Here is a 26,129-nt window from a genome sequence, read left to right as displayed (position 1 = left end):
ATCACGTCCCCTTTTTTGATGTTGTAAACGGGCTATCTCAAAATTTAGACGATGTCCATAATATTTAGACAAGGCATATAAAATGAAGTATCCCTCGTTCTCAATGAGGAGAATTGCTGATGTCGGAAAGGCGAACGATGCCGGCGGAGGAGGCCGGCATACTGAAGGATATCGGCCAGCGGCTGAATGCGTATCGCCTGGGGCACGGCCTGTCTCCTGAAACGCTTGCCGAGAAGCTCGGCGTTTCCCGTGCCGCGCTTTACCGGGCGGAAAAAGGAGAGATCCTCAAGATTGAAACCCTCGTTCGCATCAGCCGTGTGCTGGACGTCTCTCTGCCCAATCTCCTGGGGGTAGGTATCGAATATGTGGATACCGCCTTGGGTTTCTTCGAGCGAATGCGTCAGATTGAGGCCGAGAGCGAGCAGATCATCGGCTTCTTCGGTCCTCTTTCGTATCTCCTGACCTCACCCGCATATGACGAGATGCTCGCGCTTGCGATGGATGACCTGAGATCCAAGGACGACGAGACCGCGACGGCCATCGACAGGCTTCTGTTGGTCCTCCGGGAGCGTAAGGAAGCCTATCAACGCCGCCGCCCGCTCCTGGTCAACCTGATAGCAGCCTCCGAGCTACGGCGGTTTCTGTCGAATGGGCTGATTGGGCGCGATGATCTCTCAGCTTCGGACCGGCGAAATCGACAGTCCATGGCCAGGTCCGAGGTCAAACACATTGTCGAGCTCGTCAAAAAGCCGTCGATCGGCGTTCAGATAGCGGTTGTGCCCGGCCTTGTTCCGGCGACGAATTTTCAGATCTTTAGGCAGGCGGGGCGCTCTGTTCTCGCGATCAGTCCGTTTCGCCTTGGAGAACAGCCAAACGTCAGGGTCGGGGTCGGGATCATCACCGCATCGCTCGAAGGCGTGAAACTGCATGAGGAAATTGCCCGCAGGATGTGGGAAAGCGCCCTGAAGGGCGAGGATGCGATCGATCTCATCACCAGCATGATGGCTGAAACGCGACATTAAAATGTTGCACAGGACCGATCCAGTTCGCAGAACCGGATGCAATGGTTGCCATCCATACATCAGTTATTGAGCCTTTATATGATCGGAAAGTGAGTTTCCTTATGTCTTCGCCTTCAGCCATTCTTCTCGACCTCGATGGAACCTTGATCGACTCAGAGCCGGGCATCCTGTCCAGCTGCCGCGCGGCCTTGCGGGCTCTCGGCCATACGACAGATCCGGCAATGGATATCGCCTCGATCATCGGCCCGCCGATCGAAGACGTCATGCGCTATCTTCTCCAGCCATTCGGCGACTGTCGCGTGTCGGAAGCGGTCGAGGCATATCGTGAAGACTATGGGACGCGGGGCCTGCTGCTCAGCGAGCTCTACGACGGAATTGCAGACGCTCTTTTTGCGATGCGGGAAACGGGTGTGAGCTTATATCTGGCAACGTCGAAACGGGCGGTGTTTGCTCGCAGGATTCTTGAGAACAAAAATCTGGCTCCGCTTTTCGACGGCATCTACGGTTCGGTGCCCGGCCAGGATATCGACCACAAGCCGGAATTGATCTCCCACATTCTGGCGGAGAACGGTCTGACCGCGGATCAGTGCATCATGGTCGGCGATCGCAAATTCGACGTCGCTGGCGCTCATGCCAATCGCATGCGGGCGATTGGCGTCCTCTGGGGATATGGCAGCCGCGAGGAACTGGAGATCGCCGGGGCGGACCGCTTGATCGGGACGCCTGCCGAATTGCTTGGCAGTCTTCGATGGTGACCCTGATGTCCATCATCCAAGGCGACGGGTCAGATTTTGCCGATGCGCCGGCAGGGCAACGGGCTCGTTATCGGGCAGCATGATGGCTTGAGCGGATCCGGTCGGCATTACATCGTCGACCGTGGTTACGCCGCCTGGACATCGGTTTGAGAGAAGTCGTTACCCTTGAACAGCAGCGGTTCGCCAGTCGCTTTCGCTAGAGCATAAGCAAAGCAGTCGCCGAAGTTGAGACCGGCCTTGTGACGGCCTTTACCGAAATCTAGAAAAGCCTGTCGGGCCAGTTCGCCGTGATCAAGAGTGACAGGCTCGACGATGATGCCGGCGCGCCGAAGGAAAGCCTCGGCCTGGCGCATACCATCAGGGCCGAGCTGGCCTTCCACCACCATCGACAACTCCACGTAATTCGCTACGCTGATCCGCGTGAGCTCGACGTCATGAATGGCCTTAACAAACCTTGCCGCCTCGGGCTCACGATAAAGAATTGCGACCAGCGCCGAAGTGTCGACGATCATTTTGGCAGGCCGTTCTCGTCATAAAGGAAATCGGCATGATCGACATAGGGGCGTTTGACGTTCGCCGCAGCGCGATCGGCGATCGCGAGAAGCTCCTCGACGCTGGCCCGGCCTTTTCGGCGTTCGATCTTGGCAAAACGCTCACGCAACGCCTCGGTGACGACACGGGTCATGCTTTCTCCCGTGGCGTGAGAGATCGCCTGTGCCAGGCGATGGGCTTCCGGATCCTTGATGCTAAGGCTCATGTGGGATAGCTCCCGTATAGAAAAATAGCGTTATTTCTAGATTTCTACATAAAAATCTTGTCGCATTCAAGTAGGCAAGATTGCGTCGATAACGCAAGGGTTTTGTGTTCGGATCCGTTCAAGAACCGCGACTAAGCCAATGTTTCGCCAACGTATTCGGCGTGTGCATGTTGTTATAGAGATAGTTCCAAAATTCACCTTCTTCTTCAACACGTATCTGGGACCAGACCGAGTGAACCGCCATCTCTCCGCACCAATATGCGTAGACAAAAGGAGCGCGCAGATCATGACGAAGGAAGGCGAGGCGGGATCGGGTAACGTCAGGAGATTGTAGGGAAGCAGCAGCGATACTCGGCACGACTTCATCAAAGGATTGCCCCTCGCCAAGCAGTTGCCAGGCGGCGCGACACCTGAGCGCGGAACGAAGGCGCTGCAGAAGGTGGCCGAGATGATCCTCCGGCGTTTCGATCCAATCGAGAAATTGCATGCCATTGTCGGCGATGCCTTCGAAAATCGCCGAACTTGCCGAACTCGTGACCACCTGAGCGGCATCAAGCGGCATCAGGCCTTCCGCCACGCGCCTCTCGCGCAGTTTCAGGTGAACGAGATGGCCCGGAAAAGCCTCATGTACTGCCAGGTGCTTAAGTCCAAAAGCAGTGTAAGGAAAGTCGACATTGAGCAGCAGTCGTCTGCCGGGGAAATCGCAATAGGCCGAGTAAGGCACGTCCCGCTGGGCGATAGGTTTGATCCATTCGTCATTCACCCAATCGGCCCTTAACGCGGTTGCCAGTATGCCGCAGCGCGTTCGTGCCTGACGCTGAAAATCCGCAAGCACGTCGAGCACCTTGTCCGATGGTATCCGGGCGTGCTGCTCCCAGCGCGCAAAATCCTCAAAAAGGCTGCCGCCGCGGAAGCCGAGTTCATCCAACACCTCACGAATTCCTCTGTGATATCCCGTGATTATCTCTTCGGGTATATCGCGGGCGCCGACACGGATCTGCCGCTCCAGCCTCTCACCAAAACTGATGGAATCGCCCCGGAAAGTGGCAATCAGGGCGAGCAGCGAGTCGGACATCTCGTCGAGCCAATCCCCGCGCAGCGCGGTTTCGGCTTGCCCGAGACGATCACGAAAGGACAGGAGCGCAGCTTCCGCTTCGTCGTAGCTGTCAAATCGCAGCGGCGATATCTCGGCGACGGCGACGGGTATGAGCCCTTCGGCGTCCAGAATGCCGGCATTGCGATTGCGGCTGCGATAGAGCAGGTCAAGACCCGCCGTTATCGCCGCCAATTCTCCTCCCAGCTTCATCCACTTATCTCCGGCTCTTTACGAAATGACCGCCGCGAATGATGATTGGCATATGGGCGCCTTGGTCGGTGAGCAACGACATGTCGTCGAGCGGATTGCCGTCGATCACGATCAGGTCGGCGAAGGCGCCGGGGGCGATACAGCCGATCTTGCCCTCCATCCGGAGCAGCTTCGCCGCGACGTGGGTTGCCGAGGCGATCACCTCGTGGGCGGGAAGGACGCGGGAGCGGATCACGAATTCCTCGGACTGGTGCCGGTGCATTTCGCCCAGAAGGTCGGTGCCATAGGCCATTGGCAGCCCGGCCTCGCGCATGATCGTCAGCGATTCCATGCCGGCGAGCCGTACCGAATCCACCTTGGCGACGGAGGCGGGCGGCAAGCCGAGCGCCAGGCCCTCGACGCCGAGCTTTTCGTAGGTGACGAGCGTCGGCACCGAGATGCAGTCGTTTTCGACAGCGAATTTCGCGGTTTCGGATGTGATCAGGTTGCAGTGTTCCAGCGAATGAATGCCGCATTCGATCGCCCGGCGGATAGCCTTGTCCGTATAGAGATGCGCCGCGACATAGGTGCCGGCGTTTTCGGCCTCTTCGACGGAGGCGATCAGCTCTTCCCGCGAAAAGCCGAGAAAATGGATTGGGTCGGTCGGCGAGGCGATGCCGCCATTTGCCATGACCTTGATGAAATGTGCACCGGATTTCAATTCTTCGCGGGCGGCCTTGCGGACTTCCGGCACCCCGTCGCAGATGCGCCCGAGATTGCCGAGCGTATGGCCGGTCTTCGGCGTCGGCGTGTCGTCATAGGGGCCACGATAATCGGTATGGCCGCCGGATTGCGACAGCGCCTTGCCGCAGATATTGAGCCGCGGTGTCGGCCAGGGCGCTTCCTGCGTGGCGGCCAGCAGGCCGGAGGTCGCGCCGCCCAAATCACGGACCGTGGTGAAGCCGCGCATCAGCATCTCGCCCATGATCCTGAAGGCGCGCACGGTGACGATCGGATCGGGAAGTTTTGCGTTCTGGCCGAGGTTCGCCATGCCGGCGATGACATGCACATGGGCGTCGATCAGGCCCGGCATCAGCACCTTGCCGGCAAGGTTGATCCGCTGCGCGCTGGCACTGTTGATGGAGGGCGAGACCTCACGAACCATATCGCCCTCAACGAGAACCGACATCGGCTCGCTCGGCTCGGGGCTCGTTCCATCGACGATACGGGCGTTTTCAAAAAGAATGGTGGTCACGGGATTTTATCCTGTTCAGGCTTTTGAAGTGCCAGCGCGGCGGGCTTCGAGAAAGGCGGGGATCAGCAGCGGCGCGAATTGTCTGGCGAGCTGCACATGCTTTTCCTCGTAGAAGAATTCCTCGTGCAGCAGGTTGATCGTGCCGATCGTCTCGCCGTTGTAGACGACCGGAATATTGATCGCCGAATTGAGGCCGAGGCTCGCGATCAGCTCGTGATCGAAGAAAGCCCACCTGACCGCCTCCCGGTCGCGTCCGAGGAATGGTTGCTGTCGGCGCAGCACCAGGTCGCCCCAGGGCGTCATGCCCATCGGTTTGCGGCCGAAGACGGGATAGACGTCCGGCATGTTGGAATAGACGCGCGCCACCTCGTCGCCGTCCTTATAGAGCAGCGTCAGCAGCCGGTGCCCGACCCGGGTGGCGAGTGCGGTATCCAATGCGTCGAAGAAAAAGTTCGGCTGGCCCGGTTCTGCGAGAAGCTCGATCAGGTCTTCGGTCATCCTAAACTCCTTATCGGTGATGGCAGGCGACGGACTGGCCATCGGCCTTCAGCTCGAGCTGCGGTTCGGCTTGCCGGCAGATATCGGTCGCGAGGGGGCAACGGGTGTGGAAAGCGCAGCCCAAGGGTTTTCGCGTGGCGCTCGGAATGTCGTCGCTGACGGCGCTGAACTTGTGACGCTTGCGCGGATCATGTGCCGGCGCCGAGCGCAACAGCAGTTCCGAATAGGGATGAAGGGGGTTCGTGAAGATCGCCTCTTTCGACCCGGTCTCGACGATCTTGCCGAGATACATCACGGCGACCCTGTGCGAGACGTGTTCGACCACGCCGAGGTCGTGCGAGATGAACAGATAGGAGAGGCCGAGTTCCTTCTGCAAATCGGCGAGCAGATTAAGGATCTGCGCCTGCACCGAGACGTCGAGCGCCGAGACGGGTTCGTCGCAAACGATGATATTCGGTCTCAGCGCCAGTGCCCGCGCAATGCCGATCCTCTGGCGCTGGCCACCGGAAAACTGGTGCGGGAAGTTGTCTGCCTGATCGGGTCTGAGGCCCACCAGCGACATGAGTTTCGCCACTTCTGTCCTTCGTTCCCCCACAGTGCCGATGCCGTGGATATCGAGCGGCGCGCGGATGATGTCGCGCACTTTCTGACGAGGATTGAGCGAGGAGAACGGGTCCTGGAAGATGATCTGCATGCGGCGGCGGTAGGATCGCGGGATGCTCCGCATCTGCGTGACGTCCTCGGCTCCCTGCATGGCGATGTGTCCCTCAGTGGCCTTCACGAGGCCCATCAGGGCGAGCCCGGTGGTCGACTTGCCGCAGCCGCTTTCGCCGACAAGGCCGAGCGTCTCGCCCGAACCGATCGAGAAGGAAACGCCGTCGACGGCCTTCACCTCGCCGACCTGCCGCTGGAAGACGCCAGAGCGGATGGCAAAATGAACCTTGAGGTTTTCGACCGAAAGGAGAGGGGCCTCGGCATCAGGCATTGTCATGCTCCCAGCAGGCAGCAAAATGGCCAGGCTTCTTTTCGATGAGGGGCGGGCGTTCTTCGAGGCAGCGAGCGGACGCGCCGGGACAACGTGGCGCAAACGCGCAACCCCTCGGCAGATCCCAGAGCGGCGGCACGGTACCGGGGATATCCGTCAGCCGTTCCGGGGCGGCTTCCGTTCTGTCCCGATGAGGGACGGCGCCCATCAGGCCGATCGTATAGGGATGGATCGGGTTGTCGAAGAGTTCGTAGACGCTGCATTCCTCAACCCGCCGGCCGGCATACATAACGATGACGCGGTCGGCGATTTCGGCAACCACGCCGAGATCGTGGGTGATCAGGATTTGCGCCGTGCCGAGCCGCTTCTGCAGGTCGGAAATCAGTCCGAGAATCTGCGCCTGCACGGTGACATCGAGGGCCGTCGTCGGCTCGTCGGCGATGATGATTTTCGGCTCGCAGGCAAGCGCCAAAGCAATCATCGCGCGCTGGCGCATGCCGCCTGAAAGTTCATGCGGGTATTGCCGGGCCCGGCGTTCGGGGTCCGGCATCTGGACCAGTTCCAGGCATTTGACGGCGCGCGCAAAGGCCTCGCGCCGCCCAAGCCTTCGATGCTGGCGGACGGATTCAGCGATCTGTTCGCCGATCGTCAGCACCGGGTTCAGCGCACTCAGCGGCTCCTGGAAGATCATGGCGATCTTGTCGCCGCGGAAGTTCTCGACCTGGCGCCGATCCATGCCGAGAAAATCCTCGCCATGGATCCTGATCGAGCCGGAGGCGACACGGGCGCTGTCGGGCAGGAGGCGAAGCAGCGACAGCGCGGTCATCGATTTGCCGCAGCCGCTTTCGCCGACGATGCAGACCGTCTCGCCGGGGCGCACCGAAAGGCTCATCTCCGAGACGACGGGGAAGGCCCCGTTCTCCCCGAGGATTTCGACATTCAGGTCGCTGACGGCAAGCGCCGGTTCCATCGTCTTTTCCATTGCGCGATCTTGCATCCGTTCATTCCATCTGCCGGAGGGATCCGATCAGTCGGTAGACCCTTCGATATTGCCGACCATGAAGCCGTAATCGCCGGCTTCCACGAGATTGCGGGTCAGGTGTTGCATGACCATGATGCCGGTTTCGAAGGGCGTCGGGATTTCCTCGATCGTCTCGAAGTCGTAGGGACTGACGACACGGCCGAGCAGCGAACCGCCCCTGATGATCTCGCCGTTTGCCGGCGAGAGCGGCTCCAGCCAACCGCCATGTTTCGGACGGATGCCGACGAGCTCGGTGATGACGACCTGCTTCGGATTGGGGATCACTTCGCCTTCGATCGAGCCGATCAGGCGGAGCTGGTTCAGCAGTCCATCGACGGTGCGCTTCGCATAGGGCGTCTGGTCGACGATACCGCCGCCGAGCTCGATGGTCACGACCTTGGTACCGTGGCGGTCCATCGAGACGGACTTGCTGGTGCCGGAATAAACCGTGCCGGCCTTACCCGTCGTTGGGCGATAGAGGATTTTCGAACCGAAAGCGCGCGATAGCGGCTCGTCGTTCCAGATGTAAACATAGTCGACCGTCGGCCGGTCCGTGCCGGAATGCAGGTCGAGATTATAGTCGATCTTCGCGAAGAATTCGTGCGCCAGCGCATCGGCAAGCTGCTGACTGTAAGTGCCGCGAGGATCGCCGGGGAACTCGCGGTTGAGGTTCATCTGATCGAGCGGATTGTGACGATGGTTGACCGCAAAGGAGCGCGGGTTTGCGACCGGAAGCAGGATGATGCGACCCCTGAGCGGCATGTCCTTGATGATGCGGAACAGGTCCAGGATCGCCTGCGAACCGGTATTTTCGTTGCCGTGGATCGAGGCGGAAATCCCGACCGTCGGGCCATCCTGTTCACCCACCAGTTCGTGCATGAAGATCACGGCATCGCTACCGTCCGCATGGGTGGTGAATTTGGGACGGAGCTTGTTGATCGACTTGACCATGGACGTTTCCTTTCAGCGTCTTGTCGTATTGATCCGAGGAGTTGCCTATTTCTTCTTGCCCGCCGAGCGGGAGAGATGGCGGGGGTCGAACGCATCGCGCAGGCCGTCACCGAGCAGATTGAAGCCGAGCACGGTCACCATGATCGTGGCGCCGGCAATGATTGCCAGCCACGGTTCGTCGCGCATGAAGCGGGTGCCATGGGCAAGCGTCCAGCCCCAGGTCGGCGTCGGCGGTGGCAGGCCGAAACCGAGAAAGCTGAGCGCCGATTCCGAGATGATCGCGGTGCCGAAGCCGAGCGAGGCGAGCACGATGATCGGCCCCATCGCATTCGGCAGGATTTCCTTGACCAGGATGCGGACCGGATGAGCGCCGAGCGCCCTGGCGGCCTGTACGTAATTCTGCTCGCGCAGCATCAAGGTAGTCGCCCGAACCACGCGGGCATATTCCGTCCAGGCGACGACGATGATGGCGATTGCCACGTTGATCATGCCGGGGCCAAGCACCGCGACGATCGCAAGCGCCAGGACGATCGCCGGGAAGCCCAGGAATATGTCCGTGATCCGCATCAGGATCAGATCCGTCCAGCCGCCGAAATAGCCAGCCGCGAGTCCGACCGCCGTGCCGATGACGGTGGAGACCGAAACGGAGATGCAGGCGATCGTCAGCGAGATGCGTGCGCCGTATATAAGCCGCGACCAGAGGTCCCGTCCGAAATTGTCGGTGCCGAGCCAGTGGGTGAGCGTCGGGCCGGAGAAGCGGTTGCGCATGTCCATCTGCTCGACGCCATGCGTAGATAGATAGGGAGCGAAGACAGCACAGACGACGATCGCCAGCACGATGATCGAGCCGAGGATGAGTGAAATATTGCGGAAACGCCTGGATAATCTCATGAGCCTCAACCCAAACGGATGCGCGGGTCGACGACCGCATAGAGAAGGTCGACGACCAGGTTCACCAGTGCAAAGATGATCGCGAAGGTGAGCACGATGCCCTGGATGAGCGGCAAGTCGCGCTGCGAGATCGCCGTGATGGTCAGTTGGCCGAGGCCCGGCCAGGCGAAGATGGTTTCGGTCAGCACCGCGCCGCCGAGCAGGGCGCCGAAGCGCAGTCCGATCACACTTAGCACCGGCAGCAACGCATTGCGCAATGCGTGGCGGATGATGACGCGATTGCGGCGCAGCCCCTTGGAATAGGCGGTGCGGACGAAATCCTCCCGCAGCACTTCGAGCATGGCGGTGCGCACCAGGCGGGAGATGATCGCCGCCGAGTTCGCGGCGAGCGCCAGCGCCGGCAGGAGGATGTGGGCTAAGCTGTCGAGCAGCACCTGCGGACGACCGGTCAGCGCCTCCCAGACCGCTTCGGGGAAGGGGGCCCCGCGGCCGATCGCCGGAAGCCAGCCGAGAGTCACGGCAAACAGCAACATCAATAGCAGGCCGAGCCAGTAGACCGGCATCGAAACGCCAAGCTGGGCGAAAATCATCGATACGGTATCGACGATCGAACCCTGTCGCGTGGCAGCCAGCACCCCGAGCGAGATGCCGACGAGACAGGCAAGGATCAGCGCCAGGACGGCCAACTCGATAGTCGCACCGAGCCTGCCGGCTATGATCTCCGACACGGCCTGGTTCTGGAAGATCGAACGGCCCATGTCGCCGCGCAGCAATTGCGCGAAATAGACGCCGAGACGGATATACCAGGGATCATTGAGGCCGAGCGCGTTGCGCAGGTTGTTGATCGCTTCCGCCGAGGCCTCTTGGCCGAGCAGCACTGAGGCAGGGTCGCCGGGGATTAGCAATAGCAGGCCGAAAGTGACGATGACCATGCCTGCGGCCATCGGGATCAACAGCAGGATTCGACGGACGATATAGGCTAACACGAGGCCGCTCCCCTGATATGTGCCGAAGCAAAGGTCATGACAGCACGATCTCCTCGAAGCGGCGGGGGAATTTGGTCAGCGAATCCGGACCCTGCTCGGTCACGAGAACTGTATCGGCTAGGCTGAAACCCATCTTTCCGACCTCAGGTGATGACGATGTCATCGAGTTTGCGGGGATAGACCGTCATACTGTCGGGCGCTTCGGCGGCGATCAGCACGGTGTCTGCGATGCGATAGCCGGCAAAGCCCGGCACGAAGATCGCCGGTTCGCTGGAGGTGATCATGCCGGGTTCCAGAATGGTCTGGTCGCCGCCTTCCACCCACGGCGCTTCATGGAACATGATGCCCATGCCGTGGCCGACACGATGCAGCAGGTATTCGCCCATGCCGCTGTCGCGGATATACGCAAGCGCCAGATTGTCGGCAGAAGCGCAGGCATGCCCGGCGATCAGCGCTGCGGTTGCCATTCGCTGCGCCTCGTAGGCGACGCCATAGTGCTGCTCCTGCACCTTGGACGGCTCGCCGATGAAGAAGGTGCGTTCGCTTTCCGAAGCGCGAGCGCCAACCCGACAGCCGAGCGACAGGATGATGCTTTCGCCGATCTTCACCGGGTGACCGGTCGGCATGCCGTGCGGGAAGGCGGATCTTGGCCCGGAATAGACGAGCCCGCTCGCAAGCCCCTGTACGAGCATCACGTCCTCATGCTCTTCGTGCATGGTGCGCATGGCGTGGCGCGACACGTAGGATTCGATCTCGACCTCGCTCGGCAGCGTGGCGCCCTTGCGCATCGCATCGCGGATCATCTCGACGCCGGCCTCGACCATGCGGTCGGAAAGCCTGGCGGCCTCGCGATGCAGTGCGACCTCTTCCGGATGTTTGCGAAGCCGCATCTGCTGGACGATGTTGCTCGGGATCACCCGTTCCGCATTCGGAAAGGCGCCCTCGATCGGCTTTACCCGGGCAAGCGAGATCGCATGGCCATAAGCGACCGTTCCCTTGAAGTCAGCAAACTTGCGGCCGAGCACTGCATTCCATGGATTGATGCCAGGAAACTCGAAATAAATGATCGGCTCAGCCGCAATATGCTGGTGTTCCGCATGGGTACGTTCCAACTCGGGAAGCAGAAGGAAGGCATCGGTCGCGGTGATCGCGAAAACCACCGGCCGCTCCGTCGTATAATGCGAGAAACCGGTCGTATAGATGACGTCGTCATTGGAATCGAGAAGCAACAGATCGATGCCCTCAATCGCCATCCGTTTGCGGATGTCGGCCTGAATTTTCGCATAGAAGCCCGCGCCGAGACGCTGTGAGAAAGCCATCGATCTATCCTGGAACTGCAATTGGGTCTTCAGGCGCGGACCGGATGAGCCGGCCCGCGCGAGCTGTCTCAGTCCTTGAGACCGATCAGGCCGCGCATATTGCCGCGCGAGGTCGCCTGCACCTGGAAGGGCAGCTTCTTGGAATAGAAGAGCTGATAACCCTGATAGGAGACGATGTAGTAGGGCAGGTCGCTTGCCAAAGCCGTCGCGGCCTTCTGATAGGCGGCGGCACGGTCGGGCTGGCTGGTCGCTGAACGACCCTGCTTCAGCAGATCGTCAACCGCCGGGTTGGAATAGCCACCCCAGTTGGTCGAACCGCCGGTGGTCAACTGTGCGAACAGGAGTCGATCCGGATCGACGATGTTCAGCCAGCCAAGCAAAGCGATCTGGTGCTGGCTCTTTTGCACGTAGTTGGTGGAGAAGGACGGCCAGTCGCTGATCTGCGTCTTGGCCTCGATGCCGGCGGCCTGGAAATTCGCCTGCATGAATTCGATCGTCTGGACGCGGTTGCTGTCTTCGCTATGGGTGGACAAAACAATCGTCAGCGGCTTGCCGCCCTTGTCGAGGATGCCGTCGCCATTGGTGTCCGCCCAGCCTTCTTCCTTGAACAGTTTCTTGGCGCCCTCGATATCAAAGCCCGGCTGCTTGATATCTTTCGAATAGGCCCAGGAGGAGGGCAGGATGATCGAGGAGGCGACCGCATCGACGCCTTGGAAGATATCGTTGACGATGGTCTTCTGGTCGATCAGCATCGAGAAGGCCTGACGCATCTTCGGGCTCGAAAGCAGCGGGTCCTTGGTGTTGAAGTTGATGTAGGTTACGCCGAGGCCGGGCTGGACCACCGCGCCGAAGCGCTTGTCCGCCTGTAGGCGCTTGATGTCCTGTGGTGCGAGCGGCGATTGGATGACGTCCAGGTCACCCGCTTCGAATGCCTGAGCACGGGCTGAACCGTCGCCGATAATCTTCACGACCACCTTGTCGGCCTTTGACTTTTCCCCCCAGTAATTCGGGTTCGGCGCAAGTTCGATGGCACTGCCGCGCGTCCAGGAGGTGAACTTCATCGGTCCGGCGCCGACCGGCTTCAGCGCGATGTCAGTGCCGCCTTCCACCAGCGCTTTAGGCACGATGCCGATGTCGAGATAGCTGAGCAGCGGTGCATAGGGAGCCGAAAGCGTGAACTTCACCGTCTGCGCGTCGACCGCTTCCACCGCCGAAATCGGTGTGTAGAGCGCCCGTTGCGGCGCGTTGAAATCCTTGTTCAGAATGGTGCTGAAGGTAAAGACCACGTCGGCCGAGGTCAGGGGGCTTCCGTCGGAGAATTTCAGGTTCGGCCGAAGCTTGAAGATCCAGGTGGTCGGGTTCGGGTTTTCCCAGCTTTCTGCGAGATCAGGCTTGGCTTCCAGGCTCGGCGTCAGATGAACCAGACCCGAATAGATGAGGTCCGCAACGCGATAGGCGGTTGTGTCTCGCGCGAGGCGCGGGTCGAGAGTGCCGGCATCGACGTCGGTGCCGATCGTGATGGTCGCGGCCTGGGCGGAGTTCAGAGCGGTGAAGGAAAGCCCTGCGAGAAGGGCGGCTGCTGTGATCGAGAGTGCTTTGCTCATGTCTGTTCCCTTATTGGTTTTGGTTCATTCAAAGCTTGGCATAGGTCGTCAGCGGGCCTTGGTCCTCAGCGAGGTAATATCGGCGACCTTTGGCCGAGCTTCGCCATCAGCGATCTTATTGTGGCGCAGCTCGGCGAGCGCCGGCGCGAGGAGGTTTTCGAGCACACCCGGATCCGGCGAGTGGCGGTATTCGAAACAGCGCTTGTTCGGGCCGGCCAGATCGGCGACATGGTCGGCGCCGGAAGCGTAGATCACGACGTCGCAGCGGGCGACGATGTCCGCAAGATCATCCGCATAGGACCATGCGACCGTGATATCGGAAATATGCGGCGCGAATTCGCGCACGCTGGGACGCATGATGGCGATGTAATCCTTGAGCTGCGTGACGGCCGCGACGCGGGTGCGCGGATCGAGCAGCGCCAGCGCCTGCCGTGTGCGTTCCGACGGAATGAACCGCAGCGACAGGATATTGGCATCCGGTACGAGGCTGCGCATTTCGACTTCGCGATGCACAAAGGTGAGCACCAGGTCGGCGTTGCGACATTTTTCGCGCGCTTCCTCGTTGTCGCGGATATGGTCAAAGGTTAGGAGCGAGATCAGGTCGTTAGCAGCAAGTGTCGGACGGATCTGTTCGACATAGTCGCGTGCCGGCGCCTCGAATATGCCGACGAAGACGATGTCGAGGTGGACGCGCGGTTTGCGCAGCCGCGCCTGCGCCTGCACCATCGAGGCGAGAGTGATCGGCGAAATGCCGAGCGCTTCGGCTTTCTCCAACAGATTGTCGATATCGGGCCCAAGCACGCTCGCAGGCGCGATCACGCCGTCCCGGCGGCGCGGTTCGTAAACCGTGAAGGCGCCGAGGCCGGGGCGGATTTCGACAAGGCCGTCCGCGCGAAGCCGCTTGTAGACTTCCGCCACCGTCATCGGCGCGATGTCAAGCTCGGCAGCGAGCTGGCGCACGGACTGCAGCTTCACGCCCTTCGGCATGTCGCCGAAAGACAGCACGTAGCTCAGTAGCCCGTAAAGCTGCTTGCCCACCGGAACGGGCAGGGAGCGGTCAATGCTGGACGCGTCGATAGTGAACATGCGTGTATTTCTCGATTGATACACTGACCGTAACAGGAGATTCCAATTTGACAATCCCTTCCGCAATTTTTTGCATAATTTAGCAGCAAGCCCATTGAGTGCCTCGATAATTTCCAATTATATCATTTTCAGACGCAGAAGATGCGGTGTGTCGCCGCTTAAACTGCACGAGGTGTATCAATGGAATATATCAACCTAGGTCGAACCGGCCTCAAAGTCTCTCGCCTTGCCCTCGGCTGCATGACCTTCGGTTCGAGCGAATGGGCGCCCTGGGTCCTGGATTTCGAGGACAGTGCCAAGATTCTGAAGCAAGCGGTTGAGCTCGGCATCAACTTCTTCGACACGGCCGACATGTATTCGCTCGGCAAGAGCGAAGAGATTACCGGCAAGGTTCTGCTAGACCTTGTTCCACGCCACAAGCTGGTGATCGCGACAAAACTCTTCCATCCGATGAGCAGCGACATCAACGATCGCGGCCTGTCGCGCAAGCATATCCTCGATGCAGTCGACGGCAGCCTCAGGCGTCTTGGGACCGACTATATCGACCTCTATCAACTGCACCGCTTCGACTATGGCCACACCGATCGAGGAAACACTGGAAGCGTTGAACGATGTGGTGCGGGCCGGCAAGGTGCGATATCTCGGCGCGTCTTCCATGCATGCCTGGCAATTCATGAAGGCAATCGGGTTGCAACGGCARAATGGCTGGGCGCGGTTCGTATCGATGCAGCCTCATTACAACCTCATCTACAGGGAGGAGGAGCGCGAAATGTTGCCACTCTGCTTAAGCGAAGGCGTCGGTGTTGTTCCTTGGAGCCCGCTCGCTCGCGGCCGTCTCGCTGGCCGGGCCGAGGGAGCAACCACGCGCAGCCAGACGGACGGCACGGCGCGTGCGCTCTACGACCGGACAAAGGCCGCCGACGATGCGGTCGTCGCCGGCCTGAAGGCGGTCGCCGAGCGTCACGGACGGCCGATGGCGCAGGTCGCATACGCCTGGGTCGCCAGCCGCCCCGCCATCACCGCACCGATCGTCGGCATTTCGAAGCCAGGACAGTTCGCGGACGCGGTCGAAGCGCTGGAGATCAGGTTGAGCGAGCAGGATGTTGCAGAGCTCGAACAGCATTACCTTCCGAAATCGATCGCCGGGCATGCCTAGCCGAGCCTTCGGTTGGAGTGCGTTCTCGTAAAAAGAGCATCCCGTCAAGGTGTCGGCGGCTCGGGCCCTTGAGAGCATCCACTCTGGTAAGCAAGCCGCCGTTAACGGCTAGGATGCCCGTCGCTTCAACCATGCCGTCCGCCGTCCGTAGAACCTTCCTCAAGCGCCCTGCCGCAAAGAGAGACAAACGGGTCGATGACAGGACATTTGATCGGTTCATAAAACCGAACCCCTCTCGATGATGTTCCAATCCTTGCGGGGATTTCTTTCGGCACAAAGGCAGGATTACGGCTTCATCTCACCCAGCTTCGTCAGCAACGCCGCACCCGTCTTGATGCCGGCAATGAACAAATCCAGCTTCAGGTTCTCATTCGGCGCATGATTCGCTTCGTCCGCATTGGCGTAAGGCACGACGAACGCCGGTTTCTTCAGGATCTTCGTGAACACGTAGTCTGGAAGCGAGCCGCCAACGGTCGGGTAGAGCAGCGGCTCGACGCCGCGGGCGGTGAAGATCGCGTCCCGGATGACCGGTGCGAACGGGCTGTCCATCGGCGTTTTCGACGGCAGCATGGCGTTCAGCGGTACGAATTCCACGTCCGGCGCGTGGGCCGCCACATGCGCCCGTACCTTTTCGAATACGTAGTCCGGCGTCAGGCTTTCGACCAGGCGGATGTCGCATTTGGCAAACGCCTCACAGGGCAGAACCGTCTTCTGGCCCGGCCCGCCGTAACCGCCATGCAGGCCGTTGATCGTCAGCGTCGGATGGAACATCAGCCGGTCGAAATAACCGCGGTCGAGGGGCGCGTCGAGTTCCTTGATGCCGAGGTCCGCCTTGATCGCCTCGAGATCGAGCGGCAGCTTGTCGACTGCCTCGCGCTCCATATTGGTCGGCGGCACGACGACGTCGTGCAGGCCATCGATGGTGATCTCGCCCTTGTCGTTCTTCATCGTGGCGAGCAGATGCACCAGCTTCCAGATCGCGTTCGGCATGACACCGCCGAAATTGCCGGAATGGGCATCGCGATTGGCGGTCTTCGCGCGCAGTTCGAAGGACGCCACTCCGCGCACGCCAAAGGTGATGATCGGCGTGTCGGATTCGTGCAGCGGACCATCGGAGGTGACGACCAGATCCGCGGCATTCAGCTTGTCGGCATGTTCGGCCACGAATTCGGCGATGTGCGGGCTGCCGATTTCCTCCTCGCCTTCCAGCAGGAAGATGACGTTGCAAGGCAGTTCGCCGGTCACCTTCAGATGCGATTCCAGCGCCATCAGCTGGGCGAAATGCTGGCCCTTGTTGTCGCCTATACCGCGCGCATAGATGCGGCCGTCGCGGATGGTCGGCTCGAAGGGCGGGCTGTCCCAGAGTTCGTAGGGCTCCGGCGGCTGCACGTCGTAATGGCCGTAGAGAAGCACGGTCGGCTTGCCCGGCTGCTTTTCCATGCGGCCGAGCACCATCGGATGGTTCTTGGTCGGGATGGTGACCGCCTCCATGCCCATGCCGTTCAGCATGTCGACGAGGATGGCCGCGACTTCCGCGATGCCCTTGTTCTGGGCGCTGATCGAGGGATGGCGGACATAATCCATCACCCGCTCGATGAAGCTTTCGCGGTTTTCCTCGATATGCGCGAAGACGCGCTCCAGATCACTCTCTTGCTCAGTCATCTCATGCATCCTGCTTGGCTGTCAGAAGGAGGGCGCCGGAGCCGTGCACCGTGCCGCTCCAGCCGGGTGCGACCAATGTCGTCGTGTCGAGCTGGGTGAGGATCATCGGCCCCTTGAACGTGGCGCCTGCACCGAGCGTCGAGCGGTCGACGACCGGAACGCTGGTGACGCCGCTTTCGAAATGCACCGGCACATGGTCGAACGGGGTGACATCGGAGCCCTTCTCGAGAATTGCCGGCGGCGGTTCGACCGTTATGCCGGCGGCCTCGACGCGCAGTGTCACGAGCTCTATCGCCGCTTCCAGCGCAAAACCATAGAGCGCCTTGTGCTCGGCGGCGAAGGCCGCCTCGACAGCCTCGCGGGTCTCACCCCAGGTGACCGCAAGCTCACCACCCTGGCCGTGATAGCGCAACAGCGCGACGGTCGCGATGCGGCGGTCTTTTTCGGCAACGCCTTCTGTGTCGAACCAGGCGGAGGCCTGGGTCTTGAGCTCGGCGATGATACCGTTGGCGGTCGCCACATCCACGGCACCGGCCTTCGGCAGCGTGCGGCTGAATTCGGCCTTGAGGTCGGCGGCCAGCAGGCCGTCGGCGCAGAGAATGCCCGGAGCCGGCGCGATCATGACGCGGGAAATGCCGAGCAGTTCGGCGAGCGCGCAGCCATGCAAGGGACCGGCACCACCGAAGGGCACCAGCGTGAAGTCGCGCGGATCGTGGCCGCGTTCGACCGAAACGACGCGCACCGCGCCGACCATGTGGTTGTCGACGATCGCCAGAATGCCCCGCGCCGCCGTCGCGGTCGAAAGACCGAGCGGGTTCGCGACCTTGCCGCCGACCGCCTTGCGGGCTGCTTCGACATCGAGCGCCATGCGGCCGCCGAGGAGCCGGGCCGGGAGGTGGCCGAGCACGACATGCGCGTCGGTCACCGTCGGGTTCTCGCCGCCGTGCCCGTAGGCGGCCGGGCCCGGCCGGGCGCCGGCGCTCTGCGGACCGACGGTCAGCGTGCCATCCGCCACCTTGGCGATCGAGCCGCCTCCCGCACCGATCGTCACCATGTCGACCATCGGCAGAGGCAGAGGCCATTCGCCGACCTTGCCGTGCTGGGTCAGCCCGATCTTGCCATCCTTGATCAGGCAGATATCGGCGCTGGTGCCGCCGATATCGACCGTGATGATATCCTTGATGCCGCAGGCGGCGGCAACCGAGCGTGCACCGACCACCCCGGCGGCGGGACCGGACAGCGCCGTCAGCGCCGGAGCCTGGCGGATGGTGGCCGCGCCGGCGACGCCGCCATTCGACTGCATCAGCAGCAGCGGGGCGGCGACCTTCTCGTCCTCAAGCCGCTTTTCCAGCAGTCCCACATAGGTGGTGACGCCGGGCATGACGGTGGCGTTGAGCACGGTCGTCAGCGTGCGCTCGAATTCGCGCACGACAGGCAGCACGTCGGTCGAGATGGTGACTGCAAGATGCGGCAGTTCCTGGCGAAGAATGTCCGACGCACGCTTTTCGTGCACCGGGTTGGCAAACGCATGCAGCAGGCAGATGGCCACCGCCTCGACGTCCATCCCGCGGATCGCTTCGGCCGCAAGCCGCACGCTGTCTTCGTCCAGCGCATCGAGAATGGCACCGCCGGCGGCAATGCGCTCGTCGATCTCGACGATACGCGACGCCGGCACCGGCCGCTCCGGCTTCACCCAGGTGTAAAGGTTCGCCTTGCGGGGGATATCCTGGCGGCCGATGTTCAGCACATGGCGGAACCCCTTGGTGGTGACCAGCGCCGTGCGGGCGCCCTTGTCTTCCAGGATCATGTTGGTCGCGACGGTGGTGCCGTGCAGGACCTGGCCGAGCGAGGAGGCCTCGCGCCCGGCATCGGTGAGCGCTAGCCGGATACCGTTCAGGAATGCCTCCGAAGGATCGGAGGGCACGCTCGGGGTCTTGGCCCGCCAGACCTTGCCGGTGGCACGGTCGAGAAGCGCAACGTCGGTGAAGGTGCCGCCGATATCGACGGCGACGGAAAGGGACGTATCGACAAAGGTCTCAGGCGAGGACATCGACATACTCCTGACGATGGAATGCACGGGTAGCGGGGCGGTTGGCGCGAAGTGCGGCCGTAGCCGCGTGGTCAACCTTGGTGCCCTTCACGACGACGCCATAGAGGCGTTCGGCGGCCTCGGGGCTGACGAAACCGCCGAGCACGTCTTCCAGAATCGCATCGAGATTGCGGTCGAACGGATGGCCATAGCCGCCGCCCCCGCCGGTCTCCATGCGCAGCACGTCGCCCTTGACGAGCCGGTTGCCGTCCGACAGTGGCAGCACCATGCGCTGGTCTGGCCGGCCCGGATTGATGGTGACGCGGCCGGTACCGCCACCCATGCCGCCATTGATGCCCCAGGGCGGGTTCTTGACGCTGTCGATGCGCACCGCAAGCATCATGTCTTCGGCTAGGATTTCGTATTCGCGGATGATGCCGCAGCCGCCGCGATATTTGCCGGCGCCACCGGAATCCTTGACGATGCCGTAGGTGCGCAGGCGCACCGGATACCCGACTTCGAGGAACTCGACCGGATAGTTCTCCTGCGCCACGAAATAGACCGCGTCGATGCCGTCCGAATCCGGCCGGGCGCCGTAACCGACGCCGATGCCATCGGCGAGCAGGAAGCGCTTCAGCTCGCCCGCGTCATCCTTGTAGTTGCCGCGCATGATGGTGATGACATAGGCCGAGTTGGAGGCTGGCGCCTTGCCCCCCGCCGTGTTGACGAGACCGTTGAGAGCCGACAGCACGCGCATCATGGTCAGGCCGCGCATACCGAGCGAGGCCGGGAAGTTCGGCTGCAGGAACGACCCCTGGCGAAGGTTCACCGCATCCAGCGCCTGCGGGCCGCCGGCATTGCAGACCTGGCCCGGATCGCCCCCGAGATAGAAGAGACCGAGCGCCATGCCCGGCACACCGCGGTTCATCAGGAAGTTGATCGGACCGGGCGCCTGATCGTCGGACTCGGTCGCATCGAACGTGAACTTGTCCTCGCCATTCGCCAGCTTCTCGCGGGTCAGCGACAGGCGCATCTTGAACGGGCCGTTTCCATGGCCGTCGCTATCGATCGCGTCGGTGAATTTGTGCGTGCCGTAATCGAAGGTCTCCGCGAGCTTCGAGCGCACCAGCTTGCGGGTGCGGGTGAGCAGCTGCGCCAGCGCATCCTCCACAACATCGGAGCCGAAGCGGTCAAGGATCTCGCCGATGCGCTTGACGCCGACGTCGACGCTCGCCATCAGCGCCCGCATGTCGCCGATGCTCTGTTCGGGGAAGCGGGAATTGCGGTGGAAGATCGACAGCGTCGCCTCGTTGGTGACGCCCTGGTCCATCAGCTTGGTGACCGGGATGATGATGCCTTCCTGATAGATGTCGGTCGCATCCGGGCTGATCGAGCCCGGCCGCATGCCGCCGATATCGGCGAAATGCGCCCAGCTCATCACGAAGGCGCAGCGCTTGCCGTCCTTGAAGACCGGCGCCAGCAAAACCTGGTCGTTGGAATGCGAAACCGCGCCGCGCGAACCGTAGCAGTCGTTGTACCAGTAGAGATCGCCGGGCTTCATCGTATCGGCGGGAAACTTGTCGAAGACCGGCCCGGTCATGTCGCCGAAGACAGGCACCATGGACCCAACCGCCATGACGCCTTCGCCATCGAACAGCGCGGTATAAAAATCTTTCTTCTCGCGGATGAAGGCGGAAATTGCGGTGCGCTCGAGCAGCGCTTCCATTTCCGACTGGGCGGCGGCAATCGCGCCGCGGATGATTTCGAGCGAGACGGGATCGCAGACGGCCCCCTCCGGTTTTACCGCCATGGCGGGCGTGCTTTCGCTTTCCTTGGGATTGTACATCGTGGAATCCTCGTTGGATGCTATGGAATGGATCGACCGGGTGCTCATTAGGCACCCCCGACCAGAATGACGACATTGCCGAGACTTCCGCGCTCGACGCGCTCATGGGCCTTGGCGATGTCTTCGAGGGGGAATGTCGCGCCGATGGCGACCTTGAGCCTGCCTGCATCGGCAAGCTCGGCGATCATCCTTGCACCCGCCAGTCGCTGATCCTCGGGGATCAGAAAACCCTGGATGAAGCGCAGGTTGGCGCCCTTGGCTGCAAAGGCGTAGTAGGGAAGAACAGGCGTCGGATTGCTGCTCGACGAATAGGAGGCAACGGTGCCGTTACGTTTCAGGACGGCCGCGTCGAGCTCCAGATTTGCCCCGAAATCGACCTCGACGACGCGATCGACGCCCTGTCCTTCGGTCAGTTCGAGGATGCGGGCCGAGACGTCTTCGCGCTTGCGGTCGATCGTCGCAAAAGCGCCGACTTGCCTCACGTGGGCCGCAGCTTCCGGCGTGCTCACCGTACCGATCACCCGCGCTCCGCCGGCAACCGCCATCTGCACCGCAAAATGACCGACCGCACCGGCCGCACCGTTCACGAATATGGTCTGCCCGGTAACCGGGCCATCGGAGAAGACGGCGCGATAGGCGGTCATCGCCGGCACGCCGAGATTGGCGCCGTCGGCGAAACTCAAGGCATCGGCAAGTTTCACCGCCTGGTGGGAAGCGATTGCGATAAACTCGGCGGCGGTGCCGAACGCGCGGCCCGCTTCGCCATATCCGCCCTGGGCATTCCATATCCAGACCCGTTCGCCGATGCGCGCCGGATCGACGCCCGCCCCGGCGCCGACGATCTCGCCGGCACCATCCGTATGCGGAATGATCAGTTTGTGATCCATGCCCATGCCGCGCCAGCCGCCACGGCGTTTCACGTCGGCAGGGTTGATGCCGGACGCATGCACGCGCACCAGCACCTCGCCGGGACCGGCGACCGGTGCAGCCATCTCAGCCACGGAGAGAACCTCCGCGGCAGGACCGGTGCGTGTGTAGGAAGCGGCAAGCATCAACAACTCCAATCAGTACAGGTGACAGGCAACAATGCGGGTTCCGACCGGCTTCGGCTGAGGTATCTCGGCCGCGCAGCGCGCATGGGCAGCCGGACAGCGGTCGCGAAACACGCAGCCGGAGGGTGGATTACGCGGGTCCGGCGCGCCGCGGCCGATCGGCAACGGCTCGTGGCTCTGGTCCGGGTTCGGCACCGGGACGGCGGCGACGAGCGCCTTGGTATAGGGATGCAGCGGTTCGCGGACGATATCCTCGGTCGGCCCGTCTTCCATGATCCGGCCGAGATACATGACGATGGTCCGCTCGCAGACGTAACGCACCAGCGCCAGGTCGTGGCTGATATAGATGGCGGTGAGGCCCAGCCGGTCGCGGACGTCGCGGAAGACGTTGAGCACGCCGGCGCGCACCGAGACGTCGAGCATCGACACCGGTTCGTCGGCCACCACGAATTCCGGTTGCAGGATCAGCGCCCGCGCCATCACGACGCGCTGCAGCTGGCCACCGGAAAGGTGATGCGGATAACGGTCGAGGAACTGCGCCGGCTCGGGCAGTTTCACCAGTTCGAGCGCGGTGATGATCCGGTCCTCGCGCTCGCGCTTCGGAATGTCGGCATTTTCCAGCGGCTCGGCCAGCGTCTGGCGGATGGTGAAGCGCGGATTGATCGCGTCGAACGGGTTCTGGAAGATCAGCTGCGCCTTGGAGCGGAACTTCTTCAGCCCGCTGCCGCGCACCGCGCCGATCTCCTCGCCGTCGAAATGGATCGTGCCGCCGGTTTTTTCCTCGAGCTTCAGCAGCAGCCGGCCCATCGACGTCTTGCCGCAGCCGGATTCGCCGAGCAGGCCGACGCTCTCGCCTCGCCGGATATCGAAGCTGACGCCATCGACGGCTTTGACCACCGTCGATTTGCCGCGCATCGCCGCAAACGCACCGCCGACAGCATAATGCAGCTTGGCATCGAAAACCGAGACAAGGACATCCGGCCTTTTGGTGATCATGTTCATGCCGGCACCATCCATGTCTCCGTCTTGGCGGATTCGATACGCAAGGCAGCACTCTCATTGGCGCGGTGACAGAGCACCGGATGATCCGGCGCAACCTCGATGACCGGCGGCTCGGTGCCGCAGATGTCGAGCGCGAAAGGACAGCGCGGCTTGAACCGACAGCCGGCCGGCGGAGAGGCGAGGTTCGGGGGTGCGCCTTCGATCGGCGTCAGGATGCCGGAGGCGGCTCCCTGCAGATCCGGGAAGGCGTTGCGCAGGCCCATCGTATAGGGATGCGACGGCGCGGTCAGCGCCGCCTGCATGGTGCCGGATTCGGCCACCTTGCCCGCATACATGACGACGGTACGGTCGCAGATATAGGCGACGACCGAAATGTCGTGGGTGACGAGAATGACCGAGACACCGAGCCGCGTCTGTAGCTCTTTCAACTGGTCGAGGATCTGCCGCTGCACGATGACGTCGAGCGCCGTCACCGGCTCGTCGGCGATGATCAGCTTCGGGTCGAGCGCGAGAGCCAGGGCGATCGCAACCCGCTGGCGCATGCCGCCGGAGAACTGATGCGGATAATCGTTCAGGCGGTTCGCGTCGATACCGACCATCTCGAACAGTTCTTCGGAACGGGCACGGGACTGTTTTCGGCTCAGGCCGCCGCGGCGGCGCAGCACTTCGTCGAGTTGGTATGCGACCGTATAGACAGGATCGAGCGAGTTCATGGCGCTCTGGGGAATGAAGGCGATGTCGCGCCAGCGCAGTGCATTCATCTCCTTTTCGGGGATCTTTGCGAGATCCTTGCCGTCGAACAGAATCTGGCCACCGGTGATCGCCGCATTTTCGGCAATCACCCGCGTCAGTGCTCGGGCAACGGTCGTCTTGCCGCAGCCGGATTCGCCGACGAGGCCGGTGATCGAGCCGCGCGGAATGTCGAAGCTTGCGCCGTCCACAGCATGGACGAAATTGCGCCCCACCTGATAGCTGACCCGAAGATCTCTCACGGAAAGAAGGGGTTCGCTCATCGGCTCAACTTCGGGAAGAGGATGTTTTCATAACCGCGGGTGATGAAGAAGCCCGCGCTGACGACGAGGATGATGCAGATGCCCGGAGGCACGAACCAGTAGAAGGCCTGTTTGGCGAGCGCCTGGCTGGCAAACGCATCCTGCAGCATATAACCCCAGCTGATCGAGTTGGGGTCCCCGAAGCCTAGGAAACTGATCGACGCTTCGGTCAGGATCGCCCAGCCGATGGCGATCGATCCGTAGAGGAAGGAAAGCGGCAGGATGTTCGGCGCGATATGGCGCAGGATGATCTTGAAGTCGGACGACCCAGCCACCCGCGCCGCCTCGACATAACCGCGGGTGCGAAGCGTCAGCACCTGGCTGCGGATGACGCGGGCGGTATCGCGCCAGAGCACCAGCGCCATGGCGATCACCACGTTCCAGATCGACGGCCGCAGGAAGGCGGCAAGCACAATGACGAAGGGCAGGAAGGGAATGCCGAAGGCGATATCGGCAAGCCGCATCAGGATGGCATCCACCCAGCGGCCGAAATAACCGGCGACGAGGCCGATGACCGAGCCGATCAGCGCCACCATGAAGGCGGCGGTGATGCCGATCAGCAGTGCCGAGCGGCTGCCATAGACGAGTTGCGAGAAGATGTCCCGGCCGAGGCTGGTGGTTCCCATGATGAAACCATCTTGCCCCGGCCGGAGGTCCGCCGCGAGATCGTAGGCTGGCGTGTAGAGAATTTCGGTCGGATCATGCGTGGCGATCTGATCGGCAAACACCGCGACGACGATGAACACCAGATAGATGAGAAGACCGGCGACCGCGAATGGGTCGTTCATCGGCAATCTCAGCGCGCGGAACATCCGGGCTAGGATATTGGGGCGTCTCGGCTTGATGAGTGCGGGTGCGACGATCTCAGGCATGGGAAATCCTTGGATCGAGGAATGCATAGAGCAGATCGGCAGCCAAGTTCATGAAGATCACCACGAGCGCGATCATCAGGAAGGCGCCCTGCGCCAGCGGATAGTCGGAGGCGGCAACGGCGTTGACCAATTCGCGGCCGAGGCCTGGCCAGGAGAACACCGATTCCACCACGACATTACCCTGCAGCTGGTAACCGACGGCGATCGCAAACGATGTCATCACCGGCAGCAGCGCGTTGCGGGCCGCATGGCGTACCACCACGGTCCAGTTCGACAGGCCCTTGATGCGGGCCATGGTGACGAAGTCCTCCTTCATCACGTCGAGCATGTTGGAGCGCATCAGCAGAAGCGGCAGGCCTTGGCTGTAGATTGCCAGCGTCGTCGCCGGCAGTGCCAGATGCGCGAGGAAGTCGCGCGAGGTATAGAGGTCGAGAAGGCCGGAATATTCGTTGCCGGGAGCCCGCGTGCCGCCCGCCGGCAGCCAGCCGAGCGAAAACGAGAAGATCGCCAGCATCACCATGCCGAGCCAGAATTCGGGCATGGCGCGGGTGGTGAGCACCAGCGGAATGGCCGCCTGCTCCACCCAGCTTCCACGGCGCCAGGCGAGATAGGCGCCGGCGAGAATGCCGAAGACATAAGCGACGATCAGCGAGGAGAATGTCAGGATCAACGTGTTCGGCAACAGGATCCAGATGCGCTGGCCGACCGGCTCGCGGTAGCGAAAGCTCTGGCCGAGCTCGCCCTGCAGAAGATTGCCGAGATAGATCAGGTATTGGTGCCACAGCGGCTTGTCGAGGCCGAACTGGGCCATGAGCTGCTGCTGCTGCTCGAGCGTAAAGGTCGGATCGATATAAGCGGCCATCGGATTGCCCGGCATCAGCCGGAACATCAGAAACAGGATGGTCACTACCGCCCATAAAACGAGAGCGAGCTGCAGCAACCTGCTGCCCACAGCCTTGAAATTCTTCATCTGAAAAAATTCCTTCTCTTGGCTCGGCGCCGCCTTGGGAGGACAAGGCGAGGCTGCCGATGTCAAGCGTCGG

23 protein-coding genes and 1 pseudogene are annotated in these 26,129 nt (G+C 61.8%); 3 read left to right on the top strand and 21 right to left on the bottom strand.

Going from position 1 to position 26,129, the window contains the following annotated elements:
• Positions 1–119 precede the first annotated feature (119 nt).
• Together AC1D3C_RS06445 and AC1D3C_RS06440 are read left to right on the top strand one after the other, a co-directional pair.
• On the top strand, positions 120–1,022 hold the full coding sequence (locus AC1D3C_RS06445; protein ID WP_247136665.1) for a helix-turn-helix domain-containing protein: 903 nt from the start codon (positions 120–122) through the stop codon (positions 1,020–1,022).
• A 101-nt stretch (positions 1,023–1,123) separates the two neighbouring features.
• The gene (locus tag AC1D3C_RS06440; protein ID WP_477482289.1) at positions 1,124–1,777 is read left to right on the top strand and encodes an HAD hydrolase-like protein; all 654 of its coding nucleotides are present in this window, start codon (positions 1,124–1,126) and stop codon (positions 1,775–1,777) included.
• A gap of 125 nt (positions 1,778–1,902) precedes the next feature.
• On the opposite strand, the gene AC1D3C_RS06435 is transcribed toward AC1D3C_RS06440, so the two are convergent.
• The 13 genes from AC1D3C_RS06435 to AC1D3C_RS06375 form a co-directional block, all read right to left on the bottom strand.
• Positions 1,903–2,289, bottom strand: coding sequence for a type II toxin-antitoxin system VapC family toxin (locus AC1D3C_RS06435; protein WP_477482288.1), 387 nt, complete (start codon positions 2,287–2,289; stop codon positions 1,903–1,905).
• Positions 2,286–2,534 (bottom strand): type II toxin-antitoxin system VapB family antitoxin, encoded by a 249-nt coding sequence (locus tag AC1D3C_RS06430; protein ID WP_040124628.1) that lies wholly within the window; start codon positions 2,532–2,534, stop codon positions 2,286–2,288. Before AC1D3C_RS06430 ends, AC1D3C_RS06435 begins: the two co-directional genes overlap by 4 nt.
• A gap of 118 nt (positions 2,535–2,652) precedes the next feature.
• Positions 2,653–3,840 carry a hypothetical protein gene (locus AC1D3C_RS06425; RefSeq protein ID WP_477482287.1) on the bottom strand — a complete coding sequence of 396 codons (1,188 nt, stop codon included), beginning with the start codon at positions 3,838–3,840 and terminating at the stop codon, positions 2,653–2,655.
• A gap of 4 nt (positions 3,841–3,844) precedes the next feature.
• Positions 3,845–5,074 (bottom strand): metal-dependent hydrolase family protein, encoded by a 1,230-nt coding sequence (locus AC1D3C_RS06420; RefSeq protein WP_477482286.1) that lies wholly within the window; start codon positions 5,072–5,074, stop codon positions 3,845–3,847.
• A 15-nt stretch (positions 5,075–5,089) separates the two neighbouring features.
• A complete protein-coding gene (locus AC1D3C_RS06415; protein ID WP_477482285.1) occupies positions 5,090–5,572 on the bottom strand; it encodes a GAF domain-containing protein in 483 nt (160 codons plus the stop codon).
• Between the two features lie 10 nt (positions 5,573–5,582).
• A complete protein-coding gene (locus tag AC1D3C_RS06410) occupies positions 5,583–6,557 on the bottom strand; it encodes an ABC transporter ATP-binding protein (RefSeq protein ID WP_477482284.1) in 975 nt (324 codons plus the stop codon).
• Complete coding sequence (locus AC1D3C_RS06405; RefSeq protein ID WP_477482283.1) at positions 6,550–7,554, bottom strand: ABC transporter ATP-binding protein; 1,005 nt, start codon at positions 7,552–7,554, stop codon at positions 6,550–6,552. Before AC1D3C_RS06405 ends, AC1D3C_RS06410 begins: the two co-directional genes overlap by 8 nt.
• A gap of 30 nt (positions 7,555–7,584) precedes the next feature.
• The gene (locus tag AC1D3C_RS06400) at positions 7,585–8,529 is read right to left on the bottom strand and encodes a succinylglutamate desuccinylase/aspartoacylase family protein (protein WP_477482282.1); all 945 of its coding nucleotides are present in this window, start codon (positions 8,527–8,529) and stop codon (positions 7,585–7,587) included.
• Positions 8,530–8,574: 45 nt separating this feature from the next.
• Positions 8,575–9,420: an ABC transporter permease gene (locus AC1D3C_RS06395; protein ID WP_477482281.1), complete on the bottom strand. Its 846-nt coding sequence runs from the start codon at positions 9,418–9,420 to the stop codon at positions 8,575–8,577.
• Between the two features lie 5 nt (positions 9,421–9,425).
• Positions 9,426–10,406: an ABC transporter permease gene (locus tag AC1D3C_RS06390; protein WP_477482280.1), complete on the bottom strand. Its 981-nt coding sequence runs from the start codon at positions 10,404–10,406 to the stop codon at positions 9,426–9,428.
• A gap of 143 nt (positions 10,407–10,549) precedes the next feature.
• Positions 10,550–11,725 (bottom strand): M24 family metallopeptidase, encoded by a 1,176-nt coding sequence (locus tag AC1D3C_RS06385; RefSeq protein WP_477482279.1) that lies wholly within the window; start codon positions 11,723–11,725, stop codon positions 10,550–10,552.
• Positions 11,726–11,793: 68 nt separating this feature from the next.
• Positions 11,794–13,329 (bottom strand): ABC transporter substrate-binding protein, encoded by a 1,536-nt coding sequence (locus AC1D3C_RS06380; protein ID WP_477482278.1) that lies wholly within the window; start codon positions 13,327–13,329, stop codon positions 11,794–11,796.
• A gap of 48 nt (positions 13,330–13,377) precedes the next feature.
• Complete coding sequence (locus AC1D3C_RS06375; RefSeq protein WP_477482277.1) at positions 13,378–14,415, bottom strand: GntR family transcriptional regulator; 1,038 nt, start codon at positions 14,413–14,415, stop codon at positions 13,378–13,380.
• Between the two features lie 180 nt (positions 14,416–14,595).
• Here AC1D3C_RS06375 and AC1D3C_RS06370 point away from each other — a divergent pair.
• Positions 14,596–15,571: pseudogene (locus AC1D3C_RS06370) on the top strand (aldo/keto reductase).
• A gap of 285 nt (positions 15,572–15,856) precedes the next feature.
• On the opposite strand, the gene AC1D3C_RS06365 reads toward AC1D3C_RS06370, so the two are convergent.
• Genes AC1D3C_RS06365 through AC1D3C_RS06330 form a run of 8 tightly spaced genes read right to left on the bottom strand, consistent with a single transcriptional unit; the run spans position 15,857 to position 26,056 of the window.
• The gene (locus AC1D3C_RS06365; protein ID WP_477482276.1) at positions 15,857–17,233 is read right to left on the bottom strand and encodes a M20/M25/M40 family metallo-hydrolase; all 1,377 of its coding nucleotides are present in this window, start codon (positions 17,231–17,233) and stop codon (positions 15,857–15,859) included.
• A gap of 1 nt (position 17,234) precedes the next feature.
• Positions 17,235–19,283, bottom strand: a complete 2,049-nt coding sequence (locus tag AC1D3C_RS06360) for a hydantoinase/oxoprolinase family protein (protein WP_477482275.1) — start codon at positions 19,281–19,283, stop codon at positions 17,235–17,237.
• The gene (locus AC1D3C_RS06355; protein ID WP_477482274.1) at positions 19,270–21,108 is read right to left on the bottom strand and encodes a hydantoinase B/oxoprolinase family protein; all 1,839 of its coding nucleotides are present in this window, start codon (positions 21,106–21,108) and stop codon (positions 19,270–19,272) included. Before AC1D3C_RS06355 ends, AC1D3C_RS06360 begins: the two co-directional genes overlap by 14 nt.
• 47 nt (positions 21,109–21,155) lie before the next feature.
• The gene (locus AC1D3C_RS06350) at positions 21,156–22,160 is read right to left on the bottom strand and encodes an NADPH:quinone reductase (protein ID WP_477482273.1); all 1,005 of its coding nucleotides are present in this window, start codon (positions 22,158–22,160) and stop codon (positions 21,156–21,158) included.
• A 12-nt stretch (positions 22,161–22,172) separates the two neighbouring features.
• Positions 22,173–23,156 (bottom strand): ABC transporter ATP-binding protein, encoded by a 984-nt coding sequence (locus tag AC1D3C_RS06345; RefSeq protein ID WP_477482373.1) that lies wholly within the window; start codon positions 23,154–23,156, stop codon positions 22,173–22,175.
• Between the two features lie 2 nt (positions 23,157–23,158).
• Positions 23,159–24,175 carry an ABC transporter ATP-binding protein gene (locus AC1D3C_RS06340; protein WP_477482272.1) on the bottom strand — a complete coding sequence of 339 codons (1,017 nt, stop codon included), beginning with the start codon at positions 24,173–24,175 and terminating at the stop codon, positions 23,159–23,161.
• Positions 24,172–25,086 (bottom strand): ABC transporter permease, encoded by a 915-nt coding sequence (locus AC1D3C_RS06335; protein ID WP_477482271.1) that lies wholly within the window; start codon positions 25,084–25,086, stop codon positions 24,172–24,174. Before AC1D3C_RS06335 ends, AC1D3C_RS06340 begins: the two co-directional genes overlap by 4 nt.
• The gene (locus AC1D3C_RS06330; protein ID WP_477482270.1) at positions 25,079–26,056 is read right to left on the bottom strand and encodes an ABC transporter permease; all 978 of its coding nucleotides are present in this window, start codon (positions 26,054–26,056) and stop codon (positions 25,079–25,081) included. Before AC1D3C_RS06330 ends, AC1D3C_RS06335 begins: the two co-directional genes overlap by 8 nt.
• Positions 26,057–26,129 lie beyond the last annotated feature (73 nt).

The organism is Neorhizobium sp. P1_A6, from assembly GCF_056406795.1.
Note: the sequence above shows the minus strand (reverse complement) of the source record. Positions and strands in the feature narration are given on the sequence as shown.

Bases quoted from the DNA above. Each gene is read 5' to 3' on its own strand.
- AC1D3C_RS06445 (WP_247136665.1), top strand. From the start codon at position 120: ATGTCGGAAAGGCGAACGATGCCGGCGGAGGAGGCCGGCATACTGAAG.
- AC1D3C_RS06440 (WP_477482289.1), top strand. From the start codon at position 1,124: ATGTCTTCGCCTTCAGCCATTCTTCTCGACCTCGATGGAACCTTGATC.
- AC1D3C_RS06435 (WP_477482288.1), bottom strand. From the start codon at position 2,289: ATGATCGTCGACACTTCGGCGCTGGTCGCAATTCTTTATCGTGAGCCC.
- AC1D3C_RS06430 (WP_040124628.1), bottom strand. From the start codon at position 2,534: ATGAGCCTTAGCATCAAGGATCCGGAAGCCCATCGCCTGGCACAGGCG.
- AC1D3C_RS06425 (WP_477482287.1), bottom strand. From the start codon at position 3,840: ATGAAGCTGGGAGGAGAATTGGCGGCGATAACGGCGGGTCTTGACCTG.
- AC1D3C_RS06415 (WP_477482285.1), bottom strand. From the start codon at position 5,572: ATGACCGAAGACCTGATCGAGCTTCTCGCAGAACCGGGCCAGCCGAAC.
- AC1D3C_RS06410 (WP_477482284.1), bottom strand. From the start codon at position 6,557: ATGCCTGATGCCGAGGCCCCTCTCCTTTCGGTCGAAAACCTCAAGGTT.
- AC1D3C_RS06405 (WP_477482283.1), bottom strand. From the start codon at position 7,554: ATGCAAGATCGCGCAATGGAAAAGACGATGGAACCGGCGCTTGCCGTC.
- AC1D3C_RS06400 (WP_477482282.1), bottom strand. From the start codon at position 8,529: ATGGTCAAGTCGATCAACAAGCTCCGTCCCAAATTCACCACCCATGCG.
- AC1D3C_RS06395 (WP_477482281.1), bottom strand. From the start codon at position 9,420: ATGAGATTATCCAGGCGTTTCCGCAATATTTCACTCATCCTCGGCTCG.
- AC1D3C_RS06385 (WP_477482279.1), bottom strand. From the start codon at position 11,725: ATGGCTTTCTCACAGCGTCTCGGCGCGGGCTTCTATGCGAAAATTCAG.
- AC1D3C_RS06380 (WP_477482278.1), bottom strand. From the start codon at position 13,329: ATGAGCAAAGCACTCTCGATCACAGCAGCCGCCCTTCTCGCAGGGCTT.
- AC1D3C_RS06375 (WP_477482277.1), bottom strand. From the start codon at position 14,415: ATGTTCACTATCGACGCGTCCAGCATTGACCGCTCCCTGCCCGTTCCG.
- AC1D3C_RS06365 (WP_477482276.1), bottom strand. From the start codon at position 17,233: ATGACTGAGCAAGAGAGTGATCTGGAGCGCGTCTTCGCGCATATCGAG.
- AC1D3C_RS06360 (WP_477482275.1), bottom strand. From the start codon at position 19,283: ATGTCCTCGCCTGAGACCTTTGTCGATACGTCCCTTTCCGTCGCCGTC.
- AC1D3C_RS06355 (WP_477482274.1), bottom strand. From the start codon at position 21,108: ATGTACAATCCCAAGGAAAGCGAAAGCACGCCCGCCATGGCGGTAAAA.
- AC1D3C_RS06350 (WP_477482273.1), bottom strand. From the start codon at position 22,160: ATGCTTGCCGCTTCCTACACACGCACCGGTCCTGCCGCGGAGGTTCTC.
- AC1D3C_RS06345 (WP_477482373.1), bottom strand. From the start codon at position 23,156: ATGATCACCAAAAGGCCGGATGTCCTTGTCTCGGTTTTCGATGCCAAG.
- AC1D3C_RS06340 (WP_477482272.1), bottom strand. From the start codon at position 24,175: ATGAGCGAACCCCTTCTTTCCGTGAGAGATCTTCGGGTCAGCTATCAG.
- AC1D3C_RS06335 (WP_477482271.1), bottom strand. From the start codon at position 25,086: ATGCCTGAGATCGTCGCACCCGCACTCATCAAGCCGAGACGCCCCAAT.
- AC1D3C_RS06330 (WP_477482270.1), bottom strand. From the start codon at position 26,056: ATGAAGAATTTCAAGGCTGTGGGCAGCAGGTTGCTGCAGCTCGCTCTC.